Raw genomic sequence first — 25829 nt, 5'->3', positions numbered from 1 at the left:
CTCAATAGCAGGTGGCTAAAGTGTGTAACCGCAAGCCCGACGAGGGGGTGTTTATGTCGCCCGCAGCGAGATCGGAAGCCGCCAGTAGGGGGCTCCGTCCTGTTGGTCATTTTGCGATCCTTTGCCGCATTCCCAGCGAAGGTTTGCTTCACCTCCCGTGAACTTTGGCGGATTAATTGACGGGGCGGAACGTAACTAACTGTATTCTACTCGGAGAATTAAGCGCGGCAGGCCCACGAAGTCAGCAATCGACGTCTCTCCGATAGCGGATGGAGGGGTCACGCAGAAGCAGTTTGAGCTGGCACGTGTGCGCTCTAGAAAGAGCGCGAGTATCCGAGAGCGAAGCCGACGGTGTCGGGATGCCAATCCTTCCAATTGTATTGGATCTTGCTCGAGATCGAATTGTGATCATCCACCTTGAAGGTAACGCCGGTCGCAAGTTGCGGCGTCAAATAGTCGTCACTGGATTCGAACGCATCACGGTATCGAAAGGCAACCGCATTCCAGGTTACTTTCTCACTGAGCTTCAGGTCCGCTGCTGCGCGCAGCACGTAGTAGGCAATGTCACTGCCATCGCCGGATACCTGCAAACGATCGCCAATTCCCACGCTGCCGATCACCGAGAGGAAGTCGTTGAAGCGAAGACGGTAGCCCACCGTGGCTTCGAGGTTGGCGGTTGCCGAGTCGCTAAAGGCCTTATTGGAATATTGGGCCGAGGCACCCAAAATGACTCCGGTATCGAAGGTGTGTGAGGCACTGACTTCAAATTGGGTGCTCTGCGGTTCGCCCAGGTTTTGCTGATCGCGATCAGACGTAAGCGATACACCGATGGAACTGCTGTCGGCCATCGCGTCAGAAGTCACAACCACCATAGCTAGGGCGATCAAAAGCGGGATTACATGGGTTGTCGACACCGCGTCTGCTTGGGGTGCGCTCCTCACTGAAAATCCTAGCATACTACGTCCCCTTGCGCCTGCCGAACACTGATCCGTTCAGTGGTGGAACCCGTTTGTCGTCGTCTCGGGAAGGGAGACAATGCCGCATACCGACTTGTAGTCATGGTTCTGGGTCAGTCCCTTCAGGAGGCCCGCGATCCCTCAGATCCTTGGCCCGCACTTTGTCGAGTTTGCCGAAATCGGTCATGATGCTTACCAGGACGCTGCCCGTCCAACCGAATGTGAACAACCCCGACATCGCTATGATGGGTCCGACCAAACGCCATCGATCAGGCAAACTAATGCTGCCCTCGCCGAGCGTCGTATAGCCTCCAGGACGTAGTAGTAGCTGTCACGCATTGACGGAATTAATCCGGCCAAAAATATAGGGATGGCCCAGAGGAACGTTTCGGCGAAATGCAAGGCTGCCAGAGACCCGATCGTGATGGCAAGCAACAGGTTGAGGCGCCAATATGCCTGGTGTCATTCACCTGAACCCAAGACTCGCTGAAGCGCTGATTGATTGTCCGAATTCCCGCGCCGTGGACGAAAATTATGACAATCATTATCAACGTGCCGAACAATTTCCAAAACCGGCTTGGGAGCTGCCCCTTCGTCCATCGAGTTGTCTTTCTAGCCTAATGAATGCGAGTTCGATTGCTTGAAGGAAGCATTCTCGTGGGGATTTGGCCGTAGTTGCCAGTGCGGCCAGCCCGCGAAGCTATTTGACCAACCCAATATTGAGCAATTGAACCCGACGGTTGTCCGCTGCCTTCGGATTGGCGGGGTCGACCGGCATCTCTGATCCCACTCCGATTGAGAACAAGCGATTCGGTGCCACCGAAAAGGTCGTCCCCAGAATTCCGCCGCGCTTCTGCCTAGCAATAGTACATACCAAGCGCGCAGCGCCGTACCGTGCGCCGCGCTACGCCAGCCACGCTGAACGGCATGACCGGCCGCCCGCGGGAACATCAGCACCGGTCTTCCAGAGGCTGAACTGGATGCTTTGAGCGGCAATCACTTACCGCAGTCATTGAGCCTTCGCCTGAAGATCGAGCGAGCGGATGGAGAACCATCCGCTCGATTCGACTGTTTTCTTCTATTGCACCAGTTCGATCTCGCCCGGTCGCCAGGTCTTGTCGAACCACGGTTCCAACGGTCCGTAGAGGCGCAGGAGCATGAACCAGCCCTTGCCCGGAATCGTCTGCACCCAGTTGTTCTCCATTCCCTCGGGGGCCTTGGGTCCGAAGTAGACATCCACCGAACCATCCGAATTGGTCTTGACGCCCTTGCTCTGGCTGCTGACGCTCGGGGCCTGTTGGTCGGTCTGCACCATCGAGCGGGTCTGGTTGTCGTAGACGATGACCGACCAGAAATCCTTGACCGGGATATTTGGAGGCAGGCGCAACTTATAGTTCTTGCCGCCATCGAAGGGATTGCCTTTCGCATCCTGAACCGACCAGGGATATTGCGAGCCCTGGCCGACCATCTTCTCCTCCATCGCCGGTGTCACGGCAACGGCAAAGTAGTAAAAGAAAACGGCGCCATCCAGGTTGCTGACTCCGGGCGCTGACTCAAACTTGTAGCCGCCCAAAAACGGCAGGCGCCACGCACTGTCCGGATAGAAATACGCATCCTTCGGGCGAATCTTGAAGGCGATCGTCCGCGCCGTCACGGCGCCGATGTTGGCGGCGTCGGTAAGGATCTTCTTCATCCGCTCGTCGGGATTGAAGGGCTGGCCCTTGACGATGCCGATCGAGGCGAACAGGCCCAAGGTGGTGGGATCGGAACCGTCCGCCGGCTCTTCCTGGATGACCTGGTTCAACAGGCTCCAGAACGAGTAGTCGCCCGGTGAGACGAAGTTCGATGGAATTCCGGAGGCATTGATCGATTTCATCGGCGGCGGGTTGGCAGCTTCGGCCAATGGATAGATACGCAGGTTCTTCTTGACCGAATCGACCCCGGGTTGGGTGGAACCGTCAACAACGAAGGCGCGAAAGACGAGGTAGCTGCCGAAGGTGCTCGGCCGCAAAACGTGATACCCCGATGGTATGTCGCCCTTGAACCCAGGCGGCAACAGGAGGTACTTGCCGCCCTCGCCCTTGTCGGCCCCGGTGATGCCGATGTCGGCCACCCACTTGTACCAGAAGTCGTCGACCGTCCCGAGCACCTTCGGCGGAATCTCGGCCACCAACGGTCCCTTGCTCGTGTCGACCCACATGAAGTTGTAGATCGTGTTGTCGTTGAACGTCAGCGCGACGGTCTTCGAATCAGCCAGATTTTCCCAGATCACGTTGGTCTGATTATCTGGTCCGAACTTGCGGAGCGACTCGCGCATACCCGCCTGATTGACGATCGGAATCGCCAGCAGATAAGCCTGCAGCGCGCGCGAACGGTCCAGATTGTCGTAGATTTTGTCAACGGTATCGGCCGACGGGTAGCCGTAATTGAGATTCAGCGTCCCGATCGAGGACTCGATCTCGTCCGGCACGGCGACGCCCGATGCGAAAGGCGTTGTCATCTTGTAGGTCTGTGTATCGGCGGAGGCGGCGCCCAAGCCCATCAGTACCATCGCGGCGGTGGCGAAAAGCAGTCTCGTCGTTCGTATCATTTGCTCTCTCCTCGTCGACATCCGACGCCACGCATCAGCATGTCGGGATAATTCATGGTTGGAATGACTATTGCGCCACAACCGCTGGCGGCTGCCAGGTGCCTTCGCCAGCCGGCAGGATCGAGGGCGCATCGGTCTTCGGCCAGTACAGGCGCATCACGAGATAGATCGTGCCATTGGGCGCAGGCAGCCAATTCGCTTCCTTGTCAGCGCCGGGGCTGTCCTTCTGGATATAGAGGGTGAGCGAGCCATCCTCGTTCTTCTTCATGCCCGGCACCATCGGCGAGTTGATGAGGTAGCGGTTGATCGGGTTCTTGATCAGGAGCTGGCTCTTGCCGTCATACATCGTTACCGACCAGAAGGAGTTCACCGGCGGGAGTTGCCCGGCGGGAAAGGTGAGAGTGTAGTTGCGCTTGCTGCCGTCGAGCGGCTCCCCGGTCGCATCCGTTCTGGTGAAGGGGTACATGGCCTCTGCCGCATCGTTGCCATAGAGGCCTGCCTTTGCAGCTCCGGCCCGCAGCAACCAATCGCCATTGTAGAAGGCCTCGTCGCCAAGAAGCGAGCTGACGTTCCAGCCGTTGATGGGCTTGTTTCCGCTGGCCAGCCATTTGTTGATTTTATCGTCACCTTGCTTCATGCCTATCAGCATTTCCGCCCTATGTTCGAGCGATAGATCCTTCAACTCGAAGGTCTTGCCGGGACCGATGCCAATCTTCGCCAGTTTCGCACGAATCTCCTTGTCTCTTGGCGTCTCGGGGACGAATTGCAGGGCCGCATCGAGATACTGGAAGAAGTTGTCCTTGATCCCGGCAGTGGTGGCAGGAAGGAACTCGATCGTAGGCGCGGCGGGCGGGGCGGGCTGCTTGAGGAAGGCGGAAAGCGGCTGCGACTTGTAGCCGGCCTGCACCTTTTCCACGTTCGGCATATCTTCGACGTTGATAAGCTGGGTCCGAAAGTTGGCGAACACGAAGGGGGTGGTCGAGGAAAAGACCTGGTTGATGCCGACGGGCTTCTCGCCTTTCCAGTCGGGTCCGACAACGAGGTAGGAACCCGGATCGTTCCCCGTAGCGCGGCTGCCGATGTAGCCGAAGTTGTAGGTATTGCCATCAATCAACTGTACCGAATAATAGCGCCCCTTCTCCACCGCCGGCACGGAGATCACCATCGGCTCGGCACGCAGGTCCAGCCACAGTATGGAGTATGGCGTGTCGCTGTTCGGCGTGATGATTGCCGTGTCCTCCGGGGTGGCGACATGGTGCATATTGTCGATCTCATTGAACGGCGCCTTGAATTGGCTGGACTTCGGGTCGACGGCGAATTCATTCATCACGGCATAGTTCATCACCAGCGGCAGACCGTAGATGAAACCTTCCTCGGCGATGTCCTTGGCCTCAATGATGCCGGGGTAGCTCTGCGCCATCAGGAGGCTTGGCCTCGCAATCGCGGCGCCAGCGGCGATCACCGCGGCTGAGCGAAGTAGATCTCGCTTCGTCAACATTTGTTGTACTCCTTATATTATATTCTTCGATCGAATTCGCGCGTTTCATAAATTTCGCGCCGGCAGGCGGCGCGGTCTTCTCATTTCTTCGGGAACAGAAGTGTAATTCCGGTGCGAAAGCCCCACCCGTCCGGGCCGCTGTCGGGGCTTTCAGCCCAGTAGCGGACGCCGGCGAAGAGGCTGATTGGCTGCTTGTCGACGACGACCAGCTTCGCGATCTGGAAGTTGATTGGAACCGACCATTCCTCGGTCTCCCAATTGTAGGTGCTCTCGGTGTTCAGCGTGAACGTCCAGGCATCCTTCGTCGTGTAGGAAACGAAGGGCTGCAGGAAGGTCGAGCTGATGTCGCCGCGATCGCTGTCGCCGGCGAACGACCAGATGTGGTTCGCCAACGCGCCGATGGTCCATCCATGGCTCTGCTTCAGCACAACGGCGGTCGGGCCTGCGCCCCATTTGCCGCCGCCGAGCAAGTCATCGGTCGCGGCAGGAACCAGAAAGACCGGGCCGACGCCCCAGACGATGCCGGACTCGGTCGGTTGGGACGGCGAGAAGAACAGGCTCTGGGTTATGTCGCCGAGACCAGACTGCTCGCCCGACGGGCCGGCTATGTCATTTTGCCAGATCACCGGCACGATAGTGCGCGAGATCATGTTCCAGTCGGCATTCAACGAGACGGGGATGACCGGCTGGATGTTGACATAGGCTTTCTCGCCGTCGTTCGGGCCGTAGCCGCTGTCGTAGTTGAACTGGAACGGCACGCTGATCAGCGAGGCGATCGGGTTCGACAGCTTCTTGGCGAGTTCCTGCGTGTCGTCCTGGGCCGACGCCGCGTCGCTGAACAACAACGCTGGAAACACCAAGGCTGTAACTTGCAGAACCCGAGTAGCAGATCGAATATCCATTGCCCCTCCATATCGGTGGGAAACGACATCGGGTGTCACCAAACGCCCCGGGTTTGCCATGCTTCGCAGATGTTAAACTCGACTGCGGAAACCGTGGCTCTGCCGCCGTGAATGTCGCCAACCGTTGCTGCATAGAGTAGGGCAGCCCATACTCTCTTAGGGCAAGTAGCGGATGTGTAACTTACGTGGGCAACTGTAGTCCGAACGGCAGCAATTGTCCTGTCAGGACGATGCAACCTAACCATGTAAAGGTCGGCAACGGTGAAGGTTTCCAATGCGGGCCGATATCGATCCCAGCCCCAACCCTCGCACCGCGGCCCGCATCGAAAAATCTTCACCATTCGAGACGCTCGGCTGCTAGCCAGGAGCCGTCGCTCAGGAAGATCAAGATTGTGACTATCCTGAAGTAAGCAGGGGATGGGTACCTGACCGGATCGTAGTCCCTACAAGATCGTACACGCCTTGCAGATTGAGGCCTCGAAGATCTCGCGGACATCAAGCTGACTGCCATTATGGCTGACTGTCCTAGTCCCGCTTGCAATTCTATCTGTAGTATACAGTTAATTACGTTCCCTAACGCAAAGCAATCGGCCAAGGTGACGAGTTCCTGCATGGATCGCTGCATGGACGAAATTAAAAGCAACCGGGAGAAATTACCATGGACCTCAAGATGCTTTGCACGGGCGCGGTGGCGCTTTCGATGTTGACCGGCGCCGCACTTGCCGAGCACGGCGGCGCCCTCGACGAGCCGACGAAAATGACGCCCTTCTACACCGCTGCCGACATGAAGACCTTAAAGTCGGAAGCCGACTTCAAGGCCGCGTGGACGGCGTCGAAAGACGAGGATCGCGCCACGATAACGCAGGAATGCGGCGACATAGCCACTGCCCAGAAGCATGGCGACTTCTGCACGATGGTTGGCCACCAGTAAACGCAGCCGGTTTGGTGAAGTCGGAGATGGCAGGCAGCATTGCCTGCCATTTTTCCGTGACCGGACCTTCTCCCTCAGCGCTCATGAGATTACTGGCGGGCGCGTTTAATTTTACCAACCATCAGAGAGTTCACCAAAGGCCAATACCAAGCACGCTAAAAGCGGCACACAATCCCTGGCGGCAAGAGGAGGAGCATTTGATCAGCTCGGTTTGCGATTTGAGGGGGCGTTCTCCGTGGCGTCCAATACTCGTCGCGATGGCCATGGGATCATTGGCTGTCGCTAGTGCATCAGCGCAGCAATCGAAGCCAAACATCCTCTTCATTCTCGCCGACAATTTCGGATACGGCGACATCGGGTTTATGGCGGCGGAGAACTGCGCGGGTCACCAACGCCTTGCATCGACCAACTCGCTGCCGAGGGTCTGCGGCTGACGCAGTTCCTTGTCGAGCCATCATGCACGCCATCCCGTGCTACCAGACCAGGTCCGCCGACATTCCCCTCGATACTCTACCAACTGGCTGCCCGCCGATGGCCGAGATGGATGGATGGGAAGTTGCCGTTCGACTCAACAGCCAGAACGAGCAGGTTGCGCCAACTACGGACATCGCCAAGCCACTACTCGGACGTCGCTTTTTGGGGGCCCACAGCGGACTAGCAGCCTCCGGCTGCCGATCTTCAAGAGCGGACATTCAGTCCGGTGCCAGTATTGTCGTGACCTGACCCGAAGCCGCCCTTCATCAGCCTATTTTGCTGCCCGATAGCTGACCTTCGCGGCAACCAGCACTGATGACCCTAGTCGGACATTCCCAGCTCAAATTTGCTCCCGGAAAGCGGACCTTCACCGGAACCAGCGGATTTGACCCAAACGAGCCATTCCGGCAGGTAAGCTCGAATGTCTTGAATGTGGTAGAATACGAAATTGGTCAACCGTCGCCGCATCAGCCATCAATGAACGCGCGGAAAGTAGCGATTTGCTGAGTACTGGTGAGGTCAGTTTCTTATCGGAACAACCAATACTATGATCCGCCGGGGCCAGGCCAACAATGGACCGCAAGCTTGCCGCGATTCTAGCCGCAGATGTAGTGGGCTATTCGACTCTGATGGAGCGCGACGAGGCCGGCACGTTCGAGCGCCTTCGTGCCGGACGCAAGGATCTGTTTGAGCCGGAGATTGCCCGCCATCACGGCCAGATTTTCAAGCTTATGGGCGACGGGATGCTCGCCGAATTTGGCAGCGTGGTGGACGCCGTGGAATGCGCCGTCTCGCTGCAGCGCGGGCTGGCGGAACGGAACGCCGTCGTTCCCGAGGACCAGCGGATCCGGGTCAGGATCGGGATCAATCTCGGCGAGGTGATCGTCGAGGGCGAGGACCGATATGGCGAGGGCGTCAATGTCGCGGCCAGGCTCCAGCAGCTGGCAGACCCGGGCGGCATCTGTGTCTCGGCAAAGGTCGCCAGGGAGGTTGAGAAGAAGCTGGCTTTCGGCTTTGAGCCGCTGGGCGAGCAGAAGGTGAAGAATATCGCCGAACCGGTGCAGGCCTTCCGCGTCATCCTTGAGGGACAAGCCCCACGCCAACCAGCGCGGTCATCGCCTCCGCGCTGGGTTTGGGCAGGAGCAGCGGTGCTCGCCCTTATTCTGGTTTTGGCCGGGACGACCTGGCGGTTCTGGCCGTCGGCGACAGTGAGCGACATGCCGAGGATTGCGGTCCTTCCCTTCGATGACATGAGTGCCGGCGCGGATCAGGGATATCTCAGCGACGCCGTCGCCGAGGGGATCATCACCGAGCTTTCGCGGAGCAAGACTTACGCCGTCATCGCCCGGAACTCGAGTTTCAGGTACCGCGGCCAGCCGATCGACGCCAGGCAGATTGGAGATGAACTCGGCGTCGACTACCTGCTCGAAGGCAGCCAGCAGAAGATTGGAGACCGGTTGAAAGTCACCGCCCAGTTGCTGAATGCGCATGACGGATCGCATGTCTGGGCCAACTCCTACAACCGGGAGATTGACGATCTTTTCGTTGTCCAGGAGGAAATCATCCGCACACTTGCGGATCGGGTCGGGCGGAGGATCGAGCGCCCCCTTCCAAAGAGCGACGCCGCGCAGGTCAGCGCGCTCCACTATCACCTGATGGGAATTGCCGAGATCAGAAAAGATTTCTCCGCCGCTGGGAACGCGCTGCTAAGGCAGTTCAGCCTCAAGGCGATCGAAGCGGATCCGGACTCCCAGTTCGGCTATATCGGGCTGGCCTGGTCCTATCGCCATGACGCGGTTTTCTGGCACAAGCAGGAAAATAACCCTGACGAGGCGTTGAAGCGCGCCGCCGAATACTCCGACAAGGCCATCCTGCTCGCTCCTGATGACGCTGAAGCGCATCATGTCCGCGCCAGAATTCATGCGGAAGCCGGCGAGGTGGAGCAGGCCCTTGTCCGGTACGATCAGGCGATAGCCCTGAACCCAAGCAATTCGGATACCCTCGTCAACAGTGCGGGCGTGCTGCTGAATGTTGGCCGCACCGACGAAGCTATCGATCGGATCAAGCAGGCTATGGGCATCGATCCTTTCCACCCTGACTGGTTCCACTGGGACATGGGCTGGGCGCTCTACGAAAAGAACGATTGCCGGGCTGCGCTGACGGCGATGCGGAAAATGTCCAGAATCCCGAGCGGCGCACACCGAATGCTTGCGGGGATCCACGCTTGTCTGGGAAACAAGCGGGAGGCAAAGGAAGCGCTTGCGGTTTTCCTCAAAGACTCGCCAGGCGACTCCATCAGCAAACAACGCAAGCAGTGGGAGAAGAATTACACCGCCCCCGGAAGCCTCGAGCGCTGGATCGAACACATGCGGTTCGCGGGCTTGCCGGAGTGACAGCTGCCCGTGCACGGCCCGCAGAAGACCGACTAGGCAGCTAAGGGTGAATGCTGGTTGCCCTCAAATGCCAGGAGGATTCGGGGAAGGCAATTGGGTCCGGGAAAGTCGGCAATGAGTCCGACTTGCGCCATAGTGCGCTCGACCCCGAACTTCTGGAACTGGCGCGACCCGGCCGGCGCACGATTCAGCTACTCTGACGGCCGAAGTGAGCGTCAAAGGACTGACTCGGGTGGAATGCCGCTGTTAGTTTCGTCCGTGGGAACGAGCAAGGAGCGCCAGAAGCCGTCATTCGAAGGGGCGAGGCTGAACGTCCGATGAGCACCCAACAAGCGGACATTTCGGCTAGGCGTTCAAGTCTTCAGCTCCCGTTTCAGCTCGTTGAGGAAACGCCAATCCGTTCCGTTTGCTAGGATCTGCTGCGGGCTCGACTTGATCATGCCCGTCTCCTGCAGGCGCAACGCATAGAAGCGGAGCGAATCCTCGGCATCGTATTCTCGCCACTTGTCGTGCGGGTTCTCTTTCAGCGTTGCCAGAGCGGAGTCATAGTTGGGCAGAAAGCCTCGATCGACCAGCGCCTGCGCCGCCAGTTCCGGGCTCGAGGCGCAGAAGTCGGCGGCCTTGAGGATGGCGCGCAAGACACGCTTGGTCGCCACCGGGTACTTGGTCACATAGTCCGTGCTGCCGGCAACCATGCAGCAGAAGTATTGCGACCACGGGCGGTCGACGGCGATGTTGACGACCGTGTGGCCGGGAAAATTCTTCTGAGCGCGAAGCTTGTGCGATATCGACGTATCGGTGAGGAACGCATCGACTTTCCCATCGATAAAGTCTTGCATAGGATCTGCAGTTTCTACCCATCGGTTATCGTGGACGGGATCGAGCCCGACATAATTGGCCATGAGGCTCGTCAAGATTTGCGGGTGGCCACCCATATTCCATACTCCCACCCGCTTGCCCCGCATATCGGTAACGGCAGGGACGCTGTTGTTGGCGATCAGTTCGAAGCACCCAGTATGCACACCGGTCAGCACCTTGATCGGTACGCCGGCCTCGATAGACTTGATGTGCATCGACGGCATGTTCATATCGAAATCCGTGTCGCCGCGAGCAAGCCACTGAGAATTGTCGACGCTGGTGTCGCCTGTCACATAGCGGACATCGGTGATACCGTCGGCACGCATCAGTTCTCCGGCCAGGAAGACGGCTGCCCAGCAGTAGGCTTCCCACTTTCCCAGACGGACGGTGGTCGTTTCTGGGGGCGGTTCCCCTGCTGCATTGGACGGGCGAATGTTGAATAGCGCCGCACTGCCGGCCGCCGACAGGCCAGCGAGGAAGGTGCGACGATCTTGGATGACTTGCATCGGAACGCTCCTTTTCCGAATTGGCGAAAAGATTCCGGCCAGGATCGAGCAAAAGCGATCCGAGCACAGACGGACAACCTCGGTGAGCGCGCACAGTGGTCTAAGGCTATGGAGCGCGCCCTTTTTAGGCGGAGTCTTGCGCTCTCTCGCTGCATGAGTGGTCCCGGCCAGCGATGAGTAATCATACTCCTAATCGGCGCTGCCAGCGAGGACAAAGGTGTTCCGCTAGGCTAGAGGCGGGCACATGCCTACCAGCCGGAATCGGCAATCTAGGCGGTTCAAGGGCGGCTCCGCATTCCGGCCGCCCGACGCAATCCCCGCAAAGACCGAATTGGGTCACGGAGCGCCGCTTCGGGAACGCGACGCTCCGCGTCGCTCTATAATTCGACTTGTTCAGAAATAGCCAATGCGTCGTCCACTTCAATGCCGAGGTAGCGGACGGTGCTCTCAAGCTTAGTGTGCCCGAGGAGCAGCTGCACGGCCCGGATGTTGCCGGTCTTCTTGTAAATCTGCGAAGCTTTCGTGCGCCTCATGGAATGTGTTCCATACCGCTTCGGGTCGAGCCCGATGCTCAAAACCCATTTGTCGACAATCCTTCCATACTGCCTGGTCGACATGTGCGGTTTCGCCCGGACGCGACTTGGGAACAAATAATCCGTTTCGGTGAGACCACGACGGGTTATCCAGGCGCCAACGGCGGCCCGGGTCTGCTCTGTGATCTCGAATTGTACCGGACGCCCCGTCTTCTCTGGACGATCACTGCGCGGTCGCGGACAGCGCCCGAAAGCGCAACGTTGCCGACCGTGATGGTGACCAGGTCGCAACCTCGAAGCTTGCTATCGATGGCGAGATTGAAGAGTGCCAGATCCCGTTCCGCGCCGGACACCTGCAGTCGTGTTCGAATACTCCAGACCTCGCGCGGTTTGAGAGGAGGCTTCTGACCGACGATGTAGCCTCTGTTCCTGTTAGGCATAGTTCTTCTCCCATGCCACCCTCCGCAGCCGCAGCGCTCAACGCAAGCAGGCGAAAGTAACAATGGGCTGAGAGCCGAAAGGGCCGGGCTCCCGATCGATCAACGCAGCGGGCCAGTAAATAGGCAATCGCGCCAATGCCGGACGTTCCGCTGGCTTCAGTGAACGTCCCGGTTCGACTCGATTTCAGTCCTTCGTTCCTCGAATCCCGTCTACCGCGCAAGTGGCGGTCGCCGCCGCCATAGCTGCAGAGCGGGGTGGTGTGCCCCATCGCTATCGCATCGGCCTTAGTTCGGTGGAGGTGCCGATTCCGTAGCTTGGCGGATTTGCGTCGGGACGGTGGAAGAACTCTGCGATGTCCCTGAGCTACTTCCAGGTCGTTGGAGCGGCGAGATCGACCTTGTTCCCTTTGCTTCTTTCTCGTACTCGTTCGCCGATTCCTGCAGGTAGTTTGCCGGGCCCCATTCGGCTCAGAGGATGGTGAGTTCGGTCGCCGAAGCCGATCCACTCGCCATCAAGACGCCCGACCACCAGATCAAAGCACGATTGGGTATCATCCCTCCAGCGACGAACTCCGTGCCCGGCGCCGACAGCTCGCGCCTATCGGGCGTCCGCATGCACAAGCTTGTGCAGCAGGCCCCTCGCCTCCGTCAGGTCAGGCGTATCGAGCCCTTCGCTGAATACCGCGTAGGCGGGTGCGAGCAGGTCTCGCGCCTCGCTCTCACGCCCGCGACCGGCCCAAAGTCGGGCAAGGCGGAGCGCGGCCCTCAGCTCGGCTAGTCTAGCACCCTGCTCGCGGGCGGCGGTCAGCGCCTGCTGGAACGCGCTTTCGGCAGCATCGACCCGCGGGTCCAACCGGGACACTAGCTCTCCTCTCGCGCTCAACAGCTCGGGCAGCTGATACTTGGAACCGGATCGGGCAAGCGTGTCGAACGCCTTCTCCAGGAGCGCGAGCCCCTCGCTTGCGTCGCCGCGCTCGCCGCAGGCGCGGGCCAGGGCGCAGAGATAGTAGGCCATTCCCATGTCCGCGCCGGTCCCGGCGATCGTCGAAATCCCCTCCTGCATATACCGGATACCCTCGTCTAGCTGCCCTAGACCGGAAAGCGCCCAGCCGAAGAAGACATTGGCCTGCCCAAGCAGCAGCGGCATGTGGAACTCGGTGCACACATGGATTGCTTTGTCCGCCCAGCGTCGTCCCTCGCCGGGCTCGCGTCGCATGAGGTGAACGACGCTAAAGGCCATTTGCGCTTGGGCCACGGTGACCGGATGCGAGTCGCGCTCGGCCAGGGTAATCGCTTCGCGCGACCGCCGGATCGCTTTGTCCGGTTTGCCGCATATGCAAAGCATCTGTGCCGAGAACGACCTGCAGCAGACGCCTGGATCGTGTCCGGTATAGCCCCAGGCAAGGTGACGATGGCGCTCGTAATCGTAGGTGGCTATGCCTCGTTTGGCGTGCGCGGTGCTGGTCCGGTACTCGCCGAGATAGAAATTGACGCCCCAGAGCTGGTGGTGCGCCTCCAGCAAGTAAGCTGAGTCCCCGGAAGCCTGTGCGAGCTCCATGCCGAGTGTCTGGCACTGCATGGCGAGAGTTTCGGCGGCGCGCAGGTGGCCAGAGATGGTGCGGCAAGCGCTCTCGCCTCGGACGGCGGCGAAGAGCTGGGATTTGTCCCCAAGCTGTTCGGCAAGTTCGCGCGCAGTCGAAAACGCATGCAGGACCTCAGGATCGCCCCAACCTTTGGCGGGGATCAGGGCAGAGCCCATGGCGGTCCATAGCGAAAGCTCTTGCCTCAAACGCGTCTCGGAAGCGGGAAGGGATGCAGCAAGCTCGAGCCCTTTGGCGAAGTGCGCCGCGGCCTCGCGGTTGGCAGACCTGGCCATCGCCCGCTGGCCGGCCGTCAGCCACCACGGCACCGCCTCGGCAGCCAGGTTGGCCAGCGTGTAGTGCTGCGCCACCGTCTCCGGTTCGGTCTCGGCGATGTCGGCGAATTCGGCTTCCAGCGCGGCGGCGATCCTTGCATGGATCTGCTGGCGGCGCCTCTTCAGCAGGCTCTGATAAGCGGTGTCGCGCACCAGCGCGTGCTTAAACGTATAGGTCGCGTCCGGCGGCGCGCCGCTTCGGAACACCAGCTCGGCTTGTTCCAGCTGGATGAGCGCATCATCGAGCCGCGCCTGGTCAGTACCGCTCACCGCCGCGAGCAGCCGACGCCGGAAGGCACGGCCGATGCAGGCGCCAATCTGGGCCGTCTCCTTGATCGGCGACAGTCGGTCGAGCCGCGCCATCAGTGAATCCTGCAGCGTCGAGGGGATTGCAAGCGCAGGCAGCGGCCCGACGGCCAGGTAGCGATCGTCGACCTCGACCAGCAGCCCGGAATCGAGCACCGTCCGCGTCAATTCCTCGACGAACAGAGGCACGCCGTCGGTGTTGGTAAGGATACGGTGGGTAATGTCAGGCGGCAGGTTCTTGCCGCCCGCCACTCGCTTGATGATAGCTGTGCCGTGCTCCTGTTCAAGCCGTCCAAGCGACAACACGGCGGCGTGCGCCAGCCCTCTCCACTGAGGCTCGAACTCCGGTCGCGCCGTAACAACCAGCAAGGCAGGCAGGCCGGCGATTCGCTCAACCAGCGTCTCCAGCCATTCGGCCGTCGTCGGGTCGATCCAGTGCGCGTCTTCGGCCAACACGAGCACCGGAGCGTTCGCCGCGGGCGCCTCGACCAATCGCTCCAGCGCCACGAGCGTGCGCGCCCGGAGCGCCGGCGCCGGCAGCCTCGGTGATTGGTAGCGTCCACCTGGATCAATAGACAGCAGCATCGCCAAAAGTGGCAGCGTCTCGCCGACCTCCACGCCGGCCCGGCCGAGCAACGCCTCAATTTTGTTGAGCTTGATGTCGGCGCTGTCGTCACGCACAAATCCGGCCGCACGTTCGAGCTGCGCGATGAGCGGATGCAGCGCGCTGTTGGCGTGATAGGCCGAGCAGAAATAGCGCTGCTCGCTATGTGGCTCCGCGGCGAGCCTCTCCGCGAGCGCCGCTACCAGGCGCGACTTGCCGATGCCGGCCTCGCCGCTCAACAGCACGACTTGGCCCTTGCCCGATCTTGCCTGATGCCAGCGCTCGATCAGGAAGCTGAGCTCTTCCTCGCGGCCGACCAGCGGCGTCAACACGGCGTGCCGCGCTTCGAAACGGCCCTCGACGGCCGTTTCGCCGACGATGCGCCAGCACCGAACCGCGGCGGCGAAGCCCTTCAACTCACGTTCGCCGAGATTCACTGTGACGAACAGGCCCGCCACCAACCTCTGAGTAGCGTCGGCAACCACCACCGCGTCCGGCTCGGCGAGCGTCTGCAGACGCGCCGCGAGGTTGGGTGTGTCTCCGACCACCGCCTCTTCTTGCGCCGCTCCTTCGCCGACCAGGTCGCCGACGACCACCAGTCCCGTGGCGATGCCGACGCGCGCCGAGAGCCGCTTGCCGCCGGGCTCGGTCAGGCCGGCGGTGGTGAGAGCCGCCGCGAGACCTGCGCGTACCGCGCGCTCGGCGTCGTCCTCATGTGCCTGCGGCCAGCCGAAATAGGCGAGCACCCCGTCTCCCATCAGCTTAGCGACGCGTCCCTCGTAGCGCGCGATCTCGCGTGACACCGCCCGCTGGTAGGCGAGGATCACTTCGCGCGTGTCCTCCGGATCTAGCCGCTGCGACAGCTCGGTCGAGCCGACGAGGTCGACGAACATGACGGTGAGTTGCCTTCGCTCGGCCCGCGGCGCCACGGCGTCTTCGGCAGGCGTGGCCGGGGTCCATTGCTGCGCAAGCGGTGCACCTGATGCCGGCGTGCCCGCATCTGCCGCGAGCGCGGCGATGGCGCTGAGCAGCTTGCGCCGATGTCCGACGGACCTCACGCCGATCGCCGCCAAGTCATGGGCCGTGAGATCTGGAAGCACCGTTGCGTCGATGTCATTGTCGCGGAAGGCCGCTGCGTACTCGCCCAGCCCAAGACCCGTCAGCCATTCCGCGATATCCACGCCCCTTCTCCCGGACCGGCAGCGATGGAACAGAGCAGGCACTATATCCCAAAATGCCGCGAAGGTCGCAGCTGACTCGCACGCTTCGGGCTGCATTTAGTGAATGTCGGCTTTGGGGTCCCGTTGCAGACCTTCGCTTTGGTCCAGGCAACGACAGCAGCGGGTCATGGGCGTGAATTCGGCAGCGGTGAACGAACTTCCGCAAGGGGTCGCATCAGGTCGTAGCGCGAACGGCAGGTTTGGAGAAGCGACATGAAAGTCAGCAAATGGCGCAATCAAGGCGACCCGTGGGTCAGCCGCGTCATGCCGGCGAGAGCGTTAAAGGACCGGATAGGGTGAACTTCCGCGAGAACGGCTTGATTTGACACCCCTCTCGATCAGGTCTTGCATACCGAATCTCGTGTGCATGACGCACACGGCACGAAGCTAAGGAGGAAGCGATGAAAACGACTATTCGCACCCTCGCATTGGGTGTTGGTGTCGCGGTAGAGAGCGCTTGTTTCGCGACGTTCCCGACGACCGTGTTCGCACAGGACCACTCCCACGACGCTGTGGGCTTCGAAGGGACAGTTCTGTTGAAGACGACGGTAACAGCTACCGATCAACCGTTGACTCTCCCGCAGACTGATAAGCCGGAAATAACGTCAATGCTCTTAACAATTCAGCCGAACGGTCACAGCAATCTTCATAAACATCCAGTTCCGATCATCGCCTATGTATTGGAAGGAAGTTGGAAACTCGAGTGGAGGGCGTTTCAAGGACCTATAAGGCTGGGGAGGCTGTAGTGGAGCCGATGAACAGCCCCATGCAGGCCTTCAATCCTGGCAGCGCCCCCACGAAGCTCTTGGTCGTCATGATCGGAGAGGAAGGCAAACCCAACTCCATTGCCGTCGAATAGGCCATTCCAGAACGCGGTAGCTACACCCACCTCTTCTGGTAAGGACCGCGAACGGCCGGCTTCTCCGCTCCTCTGCCTCGATCAGGCGGCGAATAGGCGCGCGCACCTTTTTTCCTTCGATCTAAAGCACACTGACCCACCACCCGCAGAAGAGGCGTCGCACGTATCAGCCAACTCTCACCATGCCCAGGAGGCGTGGAACGACTGGATAGGGTCGATTCAGGCGGTACAGCGAACGACCGGTTTGGAGAAGCGCCAGGAACGGCAGCTCATGGCGCAACCGCGACCTCCGGCGTGGCCACCGGTAAGGCTGCTTTCAGGCGGTGGCAAAGCTAACCTCAACGGCCGACACTGGGGGCTTTGTTGCCATCGCAATGAAGGTTACCGATGGGTCATAGAGGAGCCCGCAGCCGTTCTCGTTCTTCAGCTTTCACGCATCCTCCGTTGGCAGCTATTGAAGCTCGATCCACGCTGGCGCATGATCGCTTGGCTTCTCCCACCCTCGCAACTCCACGTCCACCCCCGCTCCGCGGAGCTTGTGTAGCAGCGACGGACTCACCAGCAGATGGTCCATACGCAGGCCCGAACTCCTATCGTAGCCGCTCCCATACGAGAAATTCCAATAAGTGTAGATGCCCTTCTCCGGATGGATGTGCCGAACCGCATCGATCCATCCATCTTCAAGCATCTCGGCATAGGCTTGCCGGCTCTCCGGGAAGTAAACCGCATCGCCCAGCCAGCGTCGCGGCGCGACCGCATCGATCGGAGTGGGGACGACGTTGTAGTCTCCACACAGCACAGCCGGCGCTCCCGCTTTGAGCAGGTCTTGGCCGTAGCTGATCAGGCGGTCGAACCAGCGCAGCTTGTAATCGAACTTGGGGCCAGGCGCCGGATTCCCATTCGGGAGGTAGAGACAGCCGACAACGAGCGCGTTCACGTCGGCTTCGATGTAGCGGCTGTGGGTGTCATCAGGATCGCCGGGCAAGCCGCGCCGGCGTTCGACCGGGTCCGTCCCTCGACTTAGGATGGCCACTCCGTTGTAGGATTTCTGGCCATGCCAGATGGCGCCGTACCCTGCCTCGCGGATGGCCTCGATCGGAAACTTCTCATCGGACGTTTTCAGTTCCTGGAGGCAGACAATGTCGTAGTTGGTAGCCGCGAGCCACTTGAGGAGCACGGGCAGCCGACCATTGACGCCGTTCACATTGAAGGTAGCGATGCGAACCATCTGCCCTCGTGGCCGTAATCACTTCTTGCCCAACTTGTTCTCGACCTTCTTGCGACTGTTGCCGACCAATTTCACCGCAGACTTGACGTCAGTCTTGCTGGCCCCAGTCTTGCCCGCCTCGTACTTCACCTCATGGTCCTGCCCGCCAGCGACCTTTGCGCGATCCTGGCTGCGCCCGCGAGTTGTTTGAGTAGCCATTTCTTTCCTCCAAGGATTGCGTTCCAGTTTCCCAACAACGCACCCAGACACCTCCGGTTCAATTCATCGGGGCGCAGTGGAACCGAAACCCAGGGCAGAGTATTGATTCGCGCCATGTATTCGGGTCTCCAATGTCGGCCGTAGAGGCCTCTCGCCCCAAGAAGCGCACACGGCGCAGGGACTCAGAATCTACCCCTAAATACCCCCTTCCCCAGTTTCGTCCGTTCCAACTCTGCACGCTGACCGACGACATACCGGTTGGCCCCAATTGGCTCTTTGAAATGAAGTTCGACGGCTATCGCGCCCAGGTCGCCATCTCGGGATCCCAGGTCGTCGTCTACACCCGCAACGGCCACGACTGGACCCGCCAGTTCAAGGTGATCCTGCCGGCACTTCAGGCCCTGACCAAGGGCTCCGCGTTGATCGACGGCGAGATCGTGGCCATCGATAGCCAGGGCCGCACCAGCTTCTCCATGCTGAAATCCGGAATCGCCGCGGGCATGCCGCTCAAGTTCTACGCCTTTGATCTGCTGGAATTGAACGGCGAGGATCTGTCCGGCCGGCCCCTGCTCGAGCGCAAGAAACGGCTTACGGAACTTCTGGGCGAGAGGGACCTGGACGACAGCCTACAGTACTCCAGCCACATCGCGGACAATGGCAAGAAGGTCTTCGACACCATGTGCGCGGGCGGCCATGAGGGCATTATCGCGAAGCGCGCCGACAGTCGCTATGTCGGCGACCGCACCGCGAGCTGGCTCAAGATCAAGTGCACGAAACGACAGGAATTTGTCGTCGGCGGCTACCGCCCAAGCGACACTGGCCGTGGCATGGCCTCGCTGATCCTTGGGACGTATGAGAATGGCAAACTGATTTACCGCGGCCGCGTCGGCACCGGGTTCACCGAGGCGATGCGCAAATCCATTCTCGCGCAGTTGGAGAAGCGGCCTCTGGACAAACCCGCCGTCGCCTCCGTGCCCCGCGACATTGCGCGCCGCGCCCGCTGGGTAAAGCCCGAACTCGTTGCCGAGGTCACCTATTCCGAGGTAACACCGGACGGCAGTCTGCGTCACCCGAGCTTCGAAGGCATGCGCGAAGACAAGCGTGCCGACCAGGTGGTGATGGAAACGCCCTCGACTGTCGCGACCACCGCCACGGCTAATCTGGATCCCCATATGGGCAAGGAGATAGCCCGCGCGGTCGGCGTGAACCTGTCCCATCCCGACAAGGTCATGTATCTCGGCACAGAGGTGACAAAGGCGACTCTCGCCGCCTATTACGCGGCGGTCGCCGAGAAGATGCTGCCGCATATCCAGGATCGGCCGCTATCGCTGGTGCGCGACACGAACGGCGATCTGCAGCAGACCTTTTTTCAGAAGCACAAACTGCCAGGGATGCCCAGGGCCATCCATGACGGTCAGCTTGAGAAGATGTCCGGCAAGGAAAGCCGCATCCTCTGGGTCGACGACCCCGCTGGGCTGATCGCCGGCGTCCAGATGAACGTGCTCGAGTTCCACGTCTGGGGAAGCCTGCGCCAGCAGCCAAGCCTGCCGCACCGTATTATCTTCGACATCGATCCCGATGAGGGCCTGGGCTTTGGTGACGTCAAGCAGGCCGCGCTCGACATCCGCGGCGTTCTGGAGGCACTCGGTCTTCAATCCTGGCCGCTGCTGTCCGGGGGCAAGGGCGTGCATGTGGTCGTTCCACTCGTTCCCAAGGCCGACTGGGAAGCGGTCAAGAGCTTCTGTCAGGACTTCGCTGAGCTGCTGGCCCACACCGACCCCTCCCGCTTCGTCGCAAACATGAGCAAGGCGAGGCGCAAGGGCCGCATGTTCCTCGACTACCTCCGCAACGGCCAGGGCGCGACTGCAATCTGTCCCTGGTCGACCCGGGCTCGATCTGGTGCCAAGTGTGCAGTACCCGTGACCTGGGATGAGTTGCCCACCTTCAAAAGTGCGAGCGCATTTGACGTTTTCGCCGCTGGTGCGCGGGCTCAGCAGCCCGACGCCTGGGAAGGCTATTTCGACGTCGAACAGACGCTGACAGCCCGCATCCAAAAAGCAGTCCGATAGCGGCAGCCATTCCTGGTCTAACAACCGACCTTGTGTGAGGACGCGCTCGCTGATGCTCAGCTGAGTTCTTGGGCGAGTCCAATCAAAAGCCCTTCAGGCCCGCGGATGTAGCAGAACCGATACACGTCCTTGTACTGGACGACTTCGCCGACGAGCTGCGCGCCGCGATTGCGGAGCCTTTCAAGCGTCTCGTCGATGTCGTCCACGGCGAACATGACGCGGAGGTAGCCTAGAGCGTTGACCGGGGCGTTGCGGTGATCCGCGACGGCAGGCGGTCTGAGGAAGCGGGAGAGCTCGACCCGGCTGTGGCCGCCCGGCGTGCGCATCATGGCGACCTCGACCTGCTGATCGCCCAGTCCAGTGACACGTCCGGCCCATTCTCCTTCGATCGTGCCGCGCTCTTCGAGCTCAAGGCCGAGCTCGTGAAAGAAGTCAATCGTCTCCTCAAGGTCCTCGACGACGATCCCTACATTGTCCATCCGTTTGACCGCCATGTGTCCAATCTCCAAGGTTTCGTCTAGATCGTCAAAGACATCTGCCGGTTTGGTTCAGCGAGGGTTACGCTCAAATTCGAAAGCGTCACCCAAAGCAGCATGCCGGCGACGGCCGTGAGTTCGGCTTTCGCCCCCGACGGCGCCGACAACTGTGCGGCTCCGTGTGATCTGCTGAAAATCGGCGAACTTGACCTTAAGCGTCACGGTCCGGCCTTGGATCGATCGCTCCTCGCAATAGCGCCAGACCTTGCCGACCAATGGCGCGAGTTCCTTGCGAGCACCTTCGAGGTCAAACAAATCGCTCACGGTCCTCGGCTCTCACGGATTTGCGTTCGCGGTCGGCCCGCACCGGACGTTCATCGATGCCGCGGGCCATCCAGTAATAGTACCGGCCCGCCTTCCCGAATTTCTTCCTCGAGAAACGCCAGGCTCTGCGCAACGCAAGCGCGGCTGTTGCATCGCCGTAGCGTCAATCCGCTGAAGTCCTGCGGTGCTTTCTCAGCCGAGTGATCGCCGATTTGTCGACCGTAATCACCCCGCCGCAGTCAATCCGCACAGTGAGTTTGTTCGCTCCGCGATCAATGCGAGTGACGTCCCCAACAAGATCCACTCGGTCTCCGGCCCGGGCTTTGGGCGGCGGATCAATCGTATAGGGATGGTCATATGATGGAATGCTCACTCTGGCGCGGCCGCTAGGGAGAATCGTGATGACGGTACTTCCCAGCGCAACCTCATCGCCGACCTCAAATTCCCGAGGCATGTTAACGTGCAGCATGGTGTTCCTCCCACTGCTTCCAAATTAATGCCTGGCAACCAGGTTGGTTGCTTGCAATCCGCTTCGTACGGTTCCGCACAATTCCAAGCTTGAATGTGCCCTCCCATTGGCCCGGGATCGAAGGTTGTGTGCGCCAGTTTTGCACTGGAGGCTCGAGGCCGCTTGGCCCACTTCATGAGTTCCGCGGCGACCCCCTCGGGCATCATTCGGCCTGCTCCCTTCTACTGAAACCCACTGTTAACTTCGTTCGCGGGTGAGAGGATTCGGCCGAAGCTTGACAGTGTAGGGTACAGCTCGCTGCCAGCACGGAGGCGGAAATGAAATTGCTTGGGATTGCGCTCTTGTGCACGGGCATGATCAGCGTAGCAATGCCGGCCGTTCGCGCTGAGGATCAGCTTGTTCCGCCTAACCACGAAGAAGCGCCAGCGCCGGCAGTTCATTGCGAGGGCCAAAACTGCCTTCCACCAGCCGATGACCCTGTCGAGGAATGCAAGGGGCAAGATTGCACGCCGGCTCCGCTGGTTGACCCAGGTCCACAGATTGAACAGGTCGACTGAACAGCGTCAGCCGAACACCCCACCTACGGAGGTGATCGCAGATCCGTGGAGAAGGTTGGATTTCATGTCCTCTCCCTCTGCCAATGCACCCTGCCCCAACGATCTCTGGGTCGATTTGAGAGCGCAGCAATCCTGCAGAACTGCGGCTTCGCAAAGGAAAACTGACAACCACATCCCCGCATATTTCTGGTGAACGCTCGTTCTCTCGGCGGATATTCTCCAAATCTGTCAACCTCGCAGTTTTGGTTCTCCTCTATCCACTTGAACAATTTCAGATACTTGCAGTGTGTCAAACCCCAGCAGGTTGCGTGAACTCTCACTAGGCGAATGCATCGGATAAAAACTCTTTGGCGACAGCAGCTGATGAACGTTTCGCCCCTAGAGCGGTCATTGTCGCATTTTGGCCGGAACTGGGATGGCAGCTTTCAGGGATGGACCGGTCGATAGTGCGCTTTGGCAAGCCTCGCTCCGGCGCCGCTACGTCAGCCGCCTCGTGGCGTGCGGATTTCACCGCCGCCGGGAAGCCGTTCGCGCCATGCACTTCCGCTTTGGGCCGAAAGCTGCTTGTCCGCTATCGGGACGAAGTTACCAACAAGCAGCCATTCCGTTGACGACCAGAGGCGGGTAGCCGCCTGTTGAACGAACCGCAGCATCCGGGATTACCTGCAACAACCCTAAACGGCAGAATGGCGCTCGGTCGATACCACTGATGGCTTATCGCGCCGTCCGCTGTTGGGCAGATCAATGATGAAGCGATCAGTCAAACGCGCCCCGAAATCAACGCGACCATCTTTCGGACTCTTCGGTGATGATAGGCGTGCGATCGTCGCCGGTTCGGCCAGAGATGAAGGTGACTACCGGGCGTTCCACCGTCCGGTCCACTCTTATGGGGGGGACCGTCGGGAATGCGTCGTCCGAAGCGCCCGTCAGGAAGCATCTCCAACGGTTCTGACGGGATGCGCAGGATGATATCCTCGTCCTTCGGCCGCGCAGTTCCCTCGCCGCGCGCCGCCCAGCGCTCGCGAAGTGAGGCGGAGACCACGTCCGGTGGCGGCACGCCCGCTCCCTCCCAATCGCCGCCCGGGCATAGGATTGCCTCTAGACCGAACAGGTGCTCGCGAAGATGGCTTAGGCGCTTGTGGTGCTTGACTGACTTCGGCTTGGCTTTCGCCGCGTTGAGCTTAAGCTTCAACTCCTTCACGGCATCAGCGGCAAACGCAAGGTTCACTCCGCTCACCGTCGGTCCGACCCCCGCGAAGTAGGGGTCATCCGCAGCCGACTGGTGATTGTAAAACATGTACAGCGGCACCCAAGGCGGCGGTGCGTCAACGAGCGTCTCAAACTGGAACTTCGCCGAGCGCGGCGGCTTGTGCAACAATTCGTGGTAGGACCGGTGCGCGATGTTCACAGCCTTCTTGGAGTTGAAGGCGGCGCTTAGGCGCTTGGCTTGAATCCTCAATTGGAGTTCGCGACCGGTCGCTATGTGCCAGAAGCGCAGATCGAGGTCACCGCCCGTCACGGCCTCAATCGGATACTGAATGACCAGTTCGGGTCCGGCGAATGCCGCGAGTGCGCCCGTGAAGATGTCGGTCATCGTCTCCTCGCGGAACCGTCCCCGCTTGAGCTTCGCCTCTCGGTCTAGGAGACGGCCAATCAGCAGCGGCAGCGTCTTCGCAAGATCACACATCGTCGTCGGCATGAATCCTCTCGCTCCCTTCCCACCATGATCCGAGGCTGCATACGTTCTCGCCACCGCGTCCAGCCAGAAACGGCTTCACCGCCAAAAGCGATTGTAGAAGGTAAGGAATGAACGACCGCTTTCGGATGCAACGCAAACGCCCGCTGTACAGCCAACATGTGGGCGCATCGCTGCTCGGCAGCCTAGGGGCCGTTTGCCGACCGGCAGTTTCTGGCGTCCAAAAAAGCGATAGCGGACATTCGATCCGGTAGGTCCGAGGCCCCTGACTGACCCGATTGAGACGTAGAACGCTCCATCGCGGTATCGAGCCGATGCCCGGCCGGCTCGGTCGCGCCACTTCCGGTCACGACATTTCTCCAATCCGGACGATCGCGCTGAGCCCGGATCCACTCTCAAGGAGGTGGATACGGCGCAGATCAAGAGCGATCTCGGCGCCCTTCCGGAGGTCCGGCCGCCTGCAAGGACAGACTGCTGTATTTGAGTGGGCTTGAGGAAAGCTGCTGGATACACTGGGCACGAGTCGTCGCAGGCTCCCGTAGATGTGACCAAATGAGGGCTGGCACAAATTCACGTCGCTTCGCTTCAACCCAATGCGATTTAACTCGTAAGTCGGAACGATAAACAATGAACCAATGCGGCGACGGACATTATCCTCCATCCAGACGCGCCGTCGTGATGCAATTGCTCGGCCTTGGCGCAGCAGCCATGTTCCCCAATGCCTCGTTGGGCCAGGCTGCGCCACAACGGCCCCGAACCGACGCAACATTCATCTTTACCAGTGACGTGCATGCCTGCCGCATGGCCCAGCGGCCTGAACCCCAATTGCGCGAATGAGGGCAAGACCGACGCAAGCCTCCTCCGTCACATCGCTGTCATCAATCGCATTTCCGGCGAGAGTTGGCCAAGCCGAATTGACGGGGCCGCGACGCGACTTGCGGGTGCGGGGCACAAGATCGCGGAGCCGCTCGGCGTGATCATCGGCGGCGACATGACCGATGACGGGGGCGGTCAGGTCGCGACGCCCGGCGAGGGATCACAGCTTCGCCAGTTCCGCCAGCGCTACCAGCAGGGTATCGGTCCCGATCCGGTTTACACCGGTCTTGGAAATCACGACCTAGATTAAGACGGTCCACCGCCTCATGTCGATTGGTATCGGCGAGAACTGCGGGATTATGTCGAACTCAATCACCGCACGACGGTATTTTTCAAGCCGCCAGTACCGGTGTTAAATTACGATGTAGCGTCCGACAGTTACTCGTGGGACTGGGGCGGACTCCATCTTGTCCAGGCGCACCGCTTCGCGGGTGACACCACGAAAGGCGCAATCAGCGGGCTGCCCTGGCTCAAGAACGACCTCGCCATCTACGCTGCCGATGGCAGGCCAGTCGTGCTGTTCCAACATTACGGCTGGGACCAATTCTCGACGGAACGATGGGATCCCGTCAGGCGGACTTTCGACGACGACGGGTCCGGCGCGCCGCACTGGTGGAGCGATGCAGAGCGCCAGGCGCTGCAGTCGCTTCTCGCGCAATACAATGTCATCGGCATTTTTCCACGGCCATCAGCACGAAACCGCCATGATCTATCAGCACAGCGGATTGGATCTCTTCAAGCCGAAAGCCGCGTTCATGGGCGGCTTTGCCGTGGTGCATGTCACGGACGACTATTTGGACGTGGTATTCGCCGAAGCGGTCGGCGGCGATGGCGAGGTGAAGTTTACTAACGCCTTCAGCAAACGCCCCGGTTAGCCCTGTCCTAACGCGCTGTTCTGCTTGCAGACTGTCGTCTTGCGAGGGCGCCGTGCCTTGGGACCGATCACGCCGG

The 25829-nt window shown here is 60.3% G+C and carries 17 protein-coding genes and 3 pseudogenes; 7 read left to right on the top strand and 13 right to left on the bottom strand.

Annotation, left to right across the window (positions count from 1 at the left end; translation table 11 throughout):
* Positions 1 to 314: 314 nt before the first annotated feature.
* From AC0L15_RS24885 to AC0L15_RS24870, 4 genes are all read right to left on the bottom strand, one after another.
* Positions 315 to 914 carry an outer membrane beta-barrel protein gene (locus AC0L15_RS24885; RefSeq protein WP_473497417.1) on the bottom strand — a complete coding sequence of 200 codons (600 nt, stop codon included), beginning with the start codon at positions 912 to 914 and terminating at the stop codon, positions 315 to 317.
* 1120 nt (positions 915 to 2034) lie between these two features.
* Positions 2035 to 3546 (bottom strand): DUF1254 domain-containing protein, encoded by a 1512-nt coding sequence (locus AC0L15_RS24880; RefSeq protein ID WP_473497415.1) that lies wholly within the window; start codon positions 3544 to 3546, stop codon positions 2035 to 2037.
* Positions 3547 to 3613: 67 nt separating this feature from the next.
* Positions 3614 to 5044, bottom strand: coding sequence for a DUF1254 domain-containing protein (locus tag AC0L15_RS24875; RefSeq protein ID WP_473497413.1), 1431 nt, complete (start codon positions 5042 to 5044; stop codon positions 3614 to 3616).
* Positions 5045 to 5124: 80 nt separating this feature from the next.
* On the bottom strand, positions 5125 to 5946 hold the full coding sequence (locus AC0L15_RS24870; protein ID WP_287322171.1) for a transporter: 822 nt from the start codon (positions 5944 to 5946) through the stop codon (positions 5125 to 5127).
* A 658-nt stretch (positions 5947 to 6604) separates the two neighbouring features.
* Between AC0L15_RS24870 and AC0L15_RS24865 the strand changes: the two genes are divergently transcribed.
* The 4 genes and pseudogenes from AC0L15_RS24865 (at position 6605) to AC0L15_RS24850 (ending at position 9744) form a co-directional block, all read left to right on the top strand.
* On the top strand, positions 6605 to 6877 hold the full coding sequence (locus tag AC0L15_RS24865) for a hypothetical protein (RefSeq protein WP_287322170.1): 273 nt from the start codon (positions 6605 to 6607) through the stop codon (positions 6875 to 6877).
* Between the two features lie 26 nt (positions 6878 to 6903).
* The gene (locus AC0L15_RS24860; RefSeq protein ID WP_473497411.1) at positions 6904 to 7311 is read left to right on the top strand and encodes a hypothetical protein; all 408 of its coding nucleotides are present in this window, start codon (positions 6904 to 6906) and stop codon (positions 7309 to 7311) included.
* 612 nt (positions 7312 to 7923) lie between these two features.
* Positions 7924 to 8337: pseudogene (locus AC0L15_RS24855) on the top strand (adenylate/guanylate cyclase domain-containing protein); the annotation flags it as partial.
* 162 nt (positions 8338 to 8499) lie between these two features.
* Positions 8500 to 9744 carry a tetratricopeptide repeat protein gene (locus AC0L15_RS24850; RefSeq protein ID WP_473497457.1) on the top strand — a complete coding sequence of 415 codons (1245 nt, stop codon included), beginning with the start codon at positions 8500 to 8502 and terminating at the stop codon, positions 9742 to 9744.
* 353 nt (positions 9745 to 10097) lie between these two features.
* Here AC0L15_RS24850 and AC0L15_RS24845 read toward each other — a convergent pair whose 3' ends face one another.
* The 3 genes and pseudogenes from AC0L15_RS24845 to AC0L15_RS24835 form a co-directional block, all read right to left on the bottom strand.
* On the bottom strand, positions 10098 to 11108 hold the full coding sequence (locus tag AC0L15_RS24845) for an ABC transporter substrate-binding protein (protein ID WP_473497409.1): 1011 nt from the start codon (positions 11106 to 11108) through the stop codon (positions 10098 to 10100).
* 377 nt (positions 11109 to 11485) lie between these two features.
* A pseudogene (locus AC0L15_RS24840) lies at positions 11486 to 12081 on the bottom strand (tyrosine-type recombinase/integrase).
* 598 nt (positions 12082 to 12679) lie between these two features.
* On the bottom strand, positions 12680 to 16087 hold the full coding sequence (locus AC0L15_RS24835; RefSeq protein ID WP_473497407.1) for an AAA family ATPase: 3408 nt from the start codon (positions 16085 to 16087) through the stop codon (positions 12680 to 12682).
* 440 nt (positions 16088 to 16527) lie between these two features.
* Between AC0L15_RS24835 and AC0L15_RS24830 the strand changes: the two genes are divergently transcribed.
* Entirely contained in the window at positions 16528 to 16872 is a 345-nt protein-coding gene (locus tag AC0L15_RS24830; RefSeq protein WP_473497405.1) for a cupin domain-containing protein, read from the top strand.
* Positions 16873 to 17436: 564 nt separating this feature from the next.
* On the opposite strand, the gene xth is transcribed toward AC0L15_RS24830, so the two are convergent.
* Positions 17437 to 18213, bottom strand: a complete 777-nt coding sequence (gene xth, locus AC0L15_RS24825; protein ID WP_287322167.1) for an exodeoxyribonuclease III — start codon at positions 18211 to 18213, stop codon at positions 17437 to 17439.
* Positions 18214 to 18231: 18 nt separating this feature from the next.
* The gene (locus AC0L15_RS24820; protein ID WP_287322166.1) at positions 18232 to 18411 is read right to left on the bottom strand and encodes a DUF3606 domain-containing protein; all 180 of its coding nucleotides are present in this window, start codon (positions 18409 to 18411) and stop codon (positions 18232 to 18234) included.
* 131 nt (positions 18412 to 18542) lie between these two features.
* On the opposite strand from AC0L15_RS24820, the gene ligD reads away from it, so the two are divergent.
* Positions 18543 to 20480, top strand: coding sequence for a DNA ligase D (gene ligD, locus AC0L15_RS24815; protein WP_473497403.1), 1938 nt, complete (start codon positions 18543 to 18545; stop codon positions 20478 to 20480).
* 56 nt (positions 20481 to 20536) lie between these two features.
* Here the strand turns inward: ligD and AC0L15_RS24810 are convergent, their stop codons facing one another.
* From AC0L15_RS24810 to AC0L15_RS24795, 4 genes are all read right to left on the bottom strand, one after another.
* Positions 20537 to 20974: a VOC family protein gene (locus tag AC0L15_RS24810; protein ID WP_473497401.1), complete on the bottom strand. Its 438-nt coding sequence runs from the start codon at positions 20972 to 20974 to the stop codon at positions 20537 to 20539.
* 54 nt (positions 20975 to 21028) lie between these two features.
* A complete protein-coding gene (locus AC0L15_RS24805) occupies positions 21029 to 21271 on the bottom strand; it encodes a DinB/UmuC family translesion DNA polymerase (RefSeq protein WP_473497399.1) in 243 nt (80 codons plus the stop codon).
* Positions 21272 to 21443: 172 nt separating this feature from the next.
* Positions 21444 to 21749 carry a hypothetical protein gene (locus AC0L15_RS24800; protein ID WP_473497398.1) on the bottom strand — a complete coding sequence of 102 codons (306 nt, stop codon included), beginning with the start codon at positions 21747 to 21749 and terminating at the stop codon, positions 21444 to 21446.
* Positions 21750 to 23066: 1317 nt separating this feature from the next.
* The gene (locus AC0L15_RS24795; RefSeq protein WP_473497396.1) at positions 23067 to 24005 is read right to left on the bottom strand and encodes a DUF6615 family protein; all 939 of its coding nucleotides are present in this window, start codon (positions 24003 to 24005) and stop codon (positions 23067 to 23069) included.
* A gap of 624 nt (positions 24006 to 24629) precedes the next feature.
* On the opposite strand from AC0L15_RS24795, the pseudogene AC0L15_RS24790 reads away from it, so the two are divergent.
* Positions 24630 to 25753 (top strand): annotated as a pseudogene (locus AC0L15_RS24790) (metallophosphoesterase).
* Positions 25754 to 25829: the final 76 nt, after the last annotated feature.

This window comes from Mesorhizobium sp. WSM4846, assembly GCF_055811415.1.
This window is presented reverse-complemented; position numbering and strand designations above follow the sequence as displayed.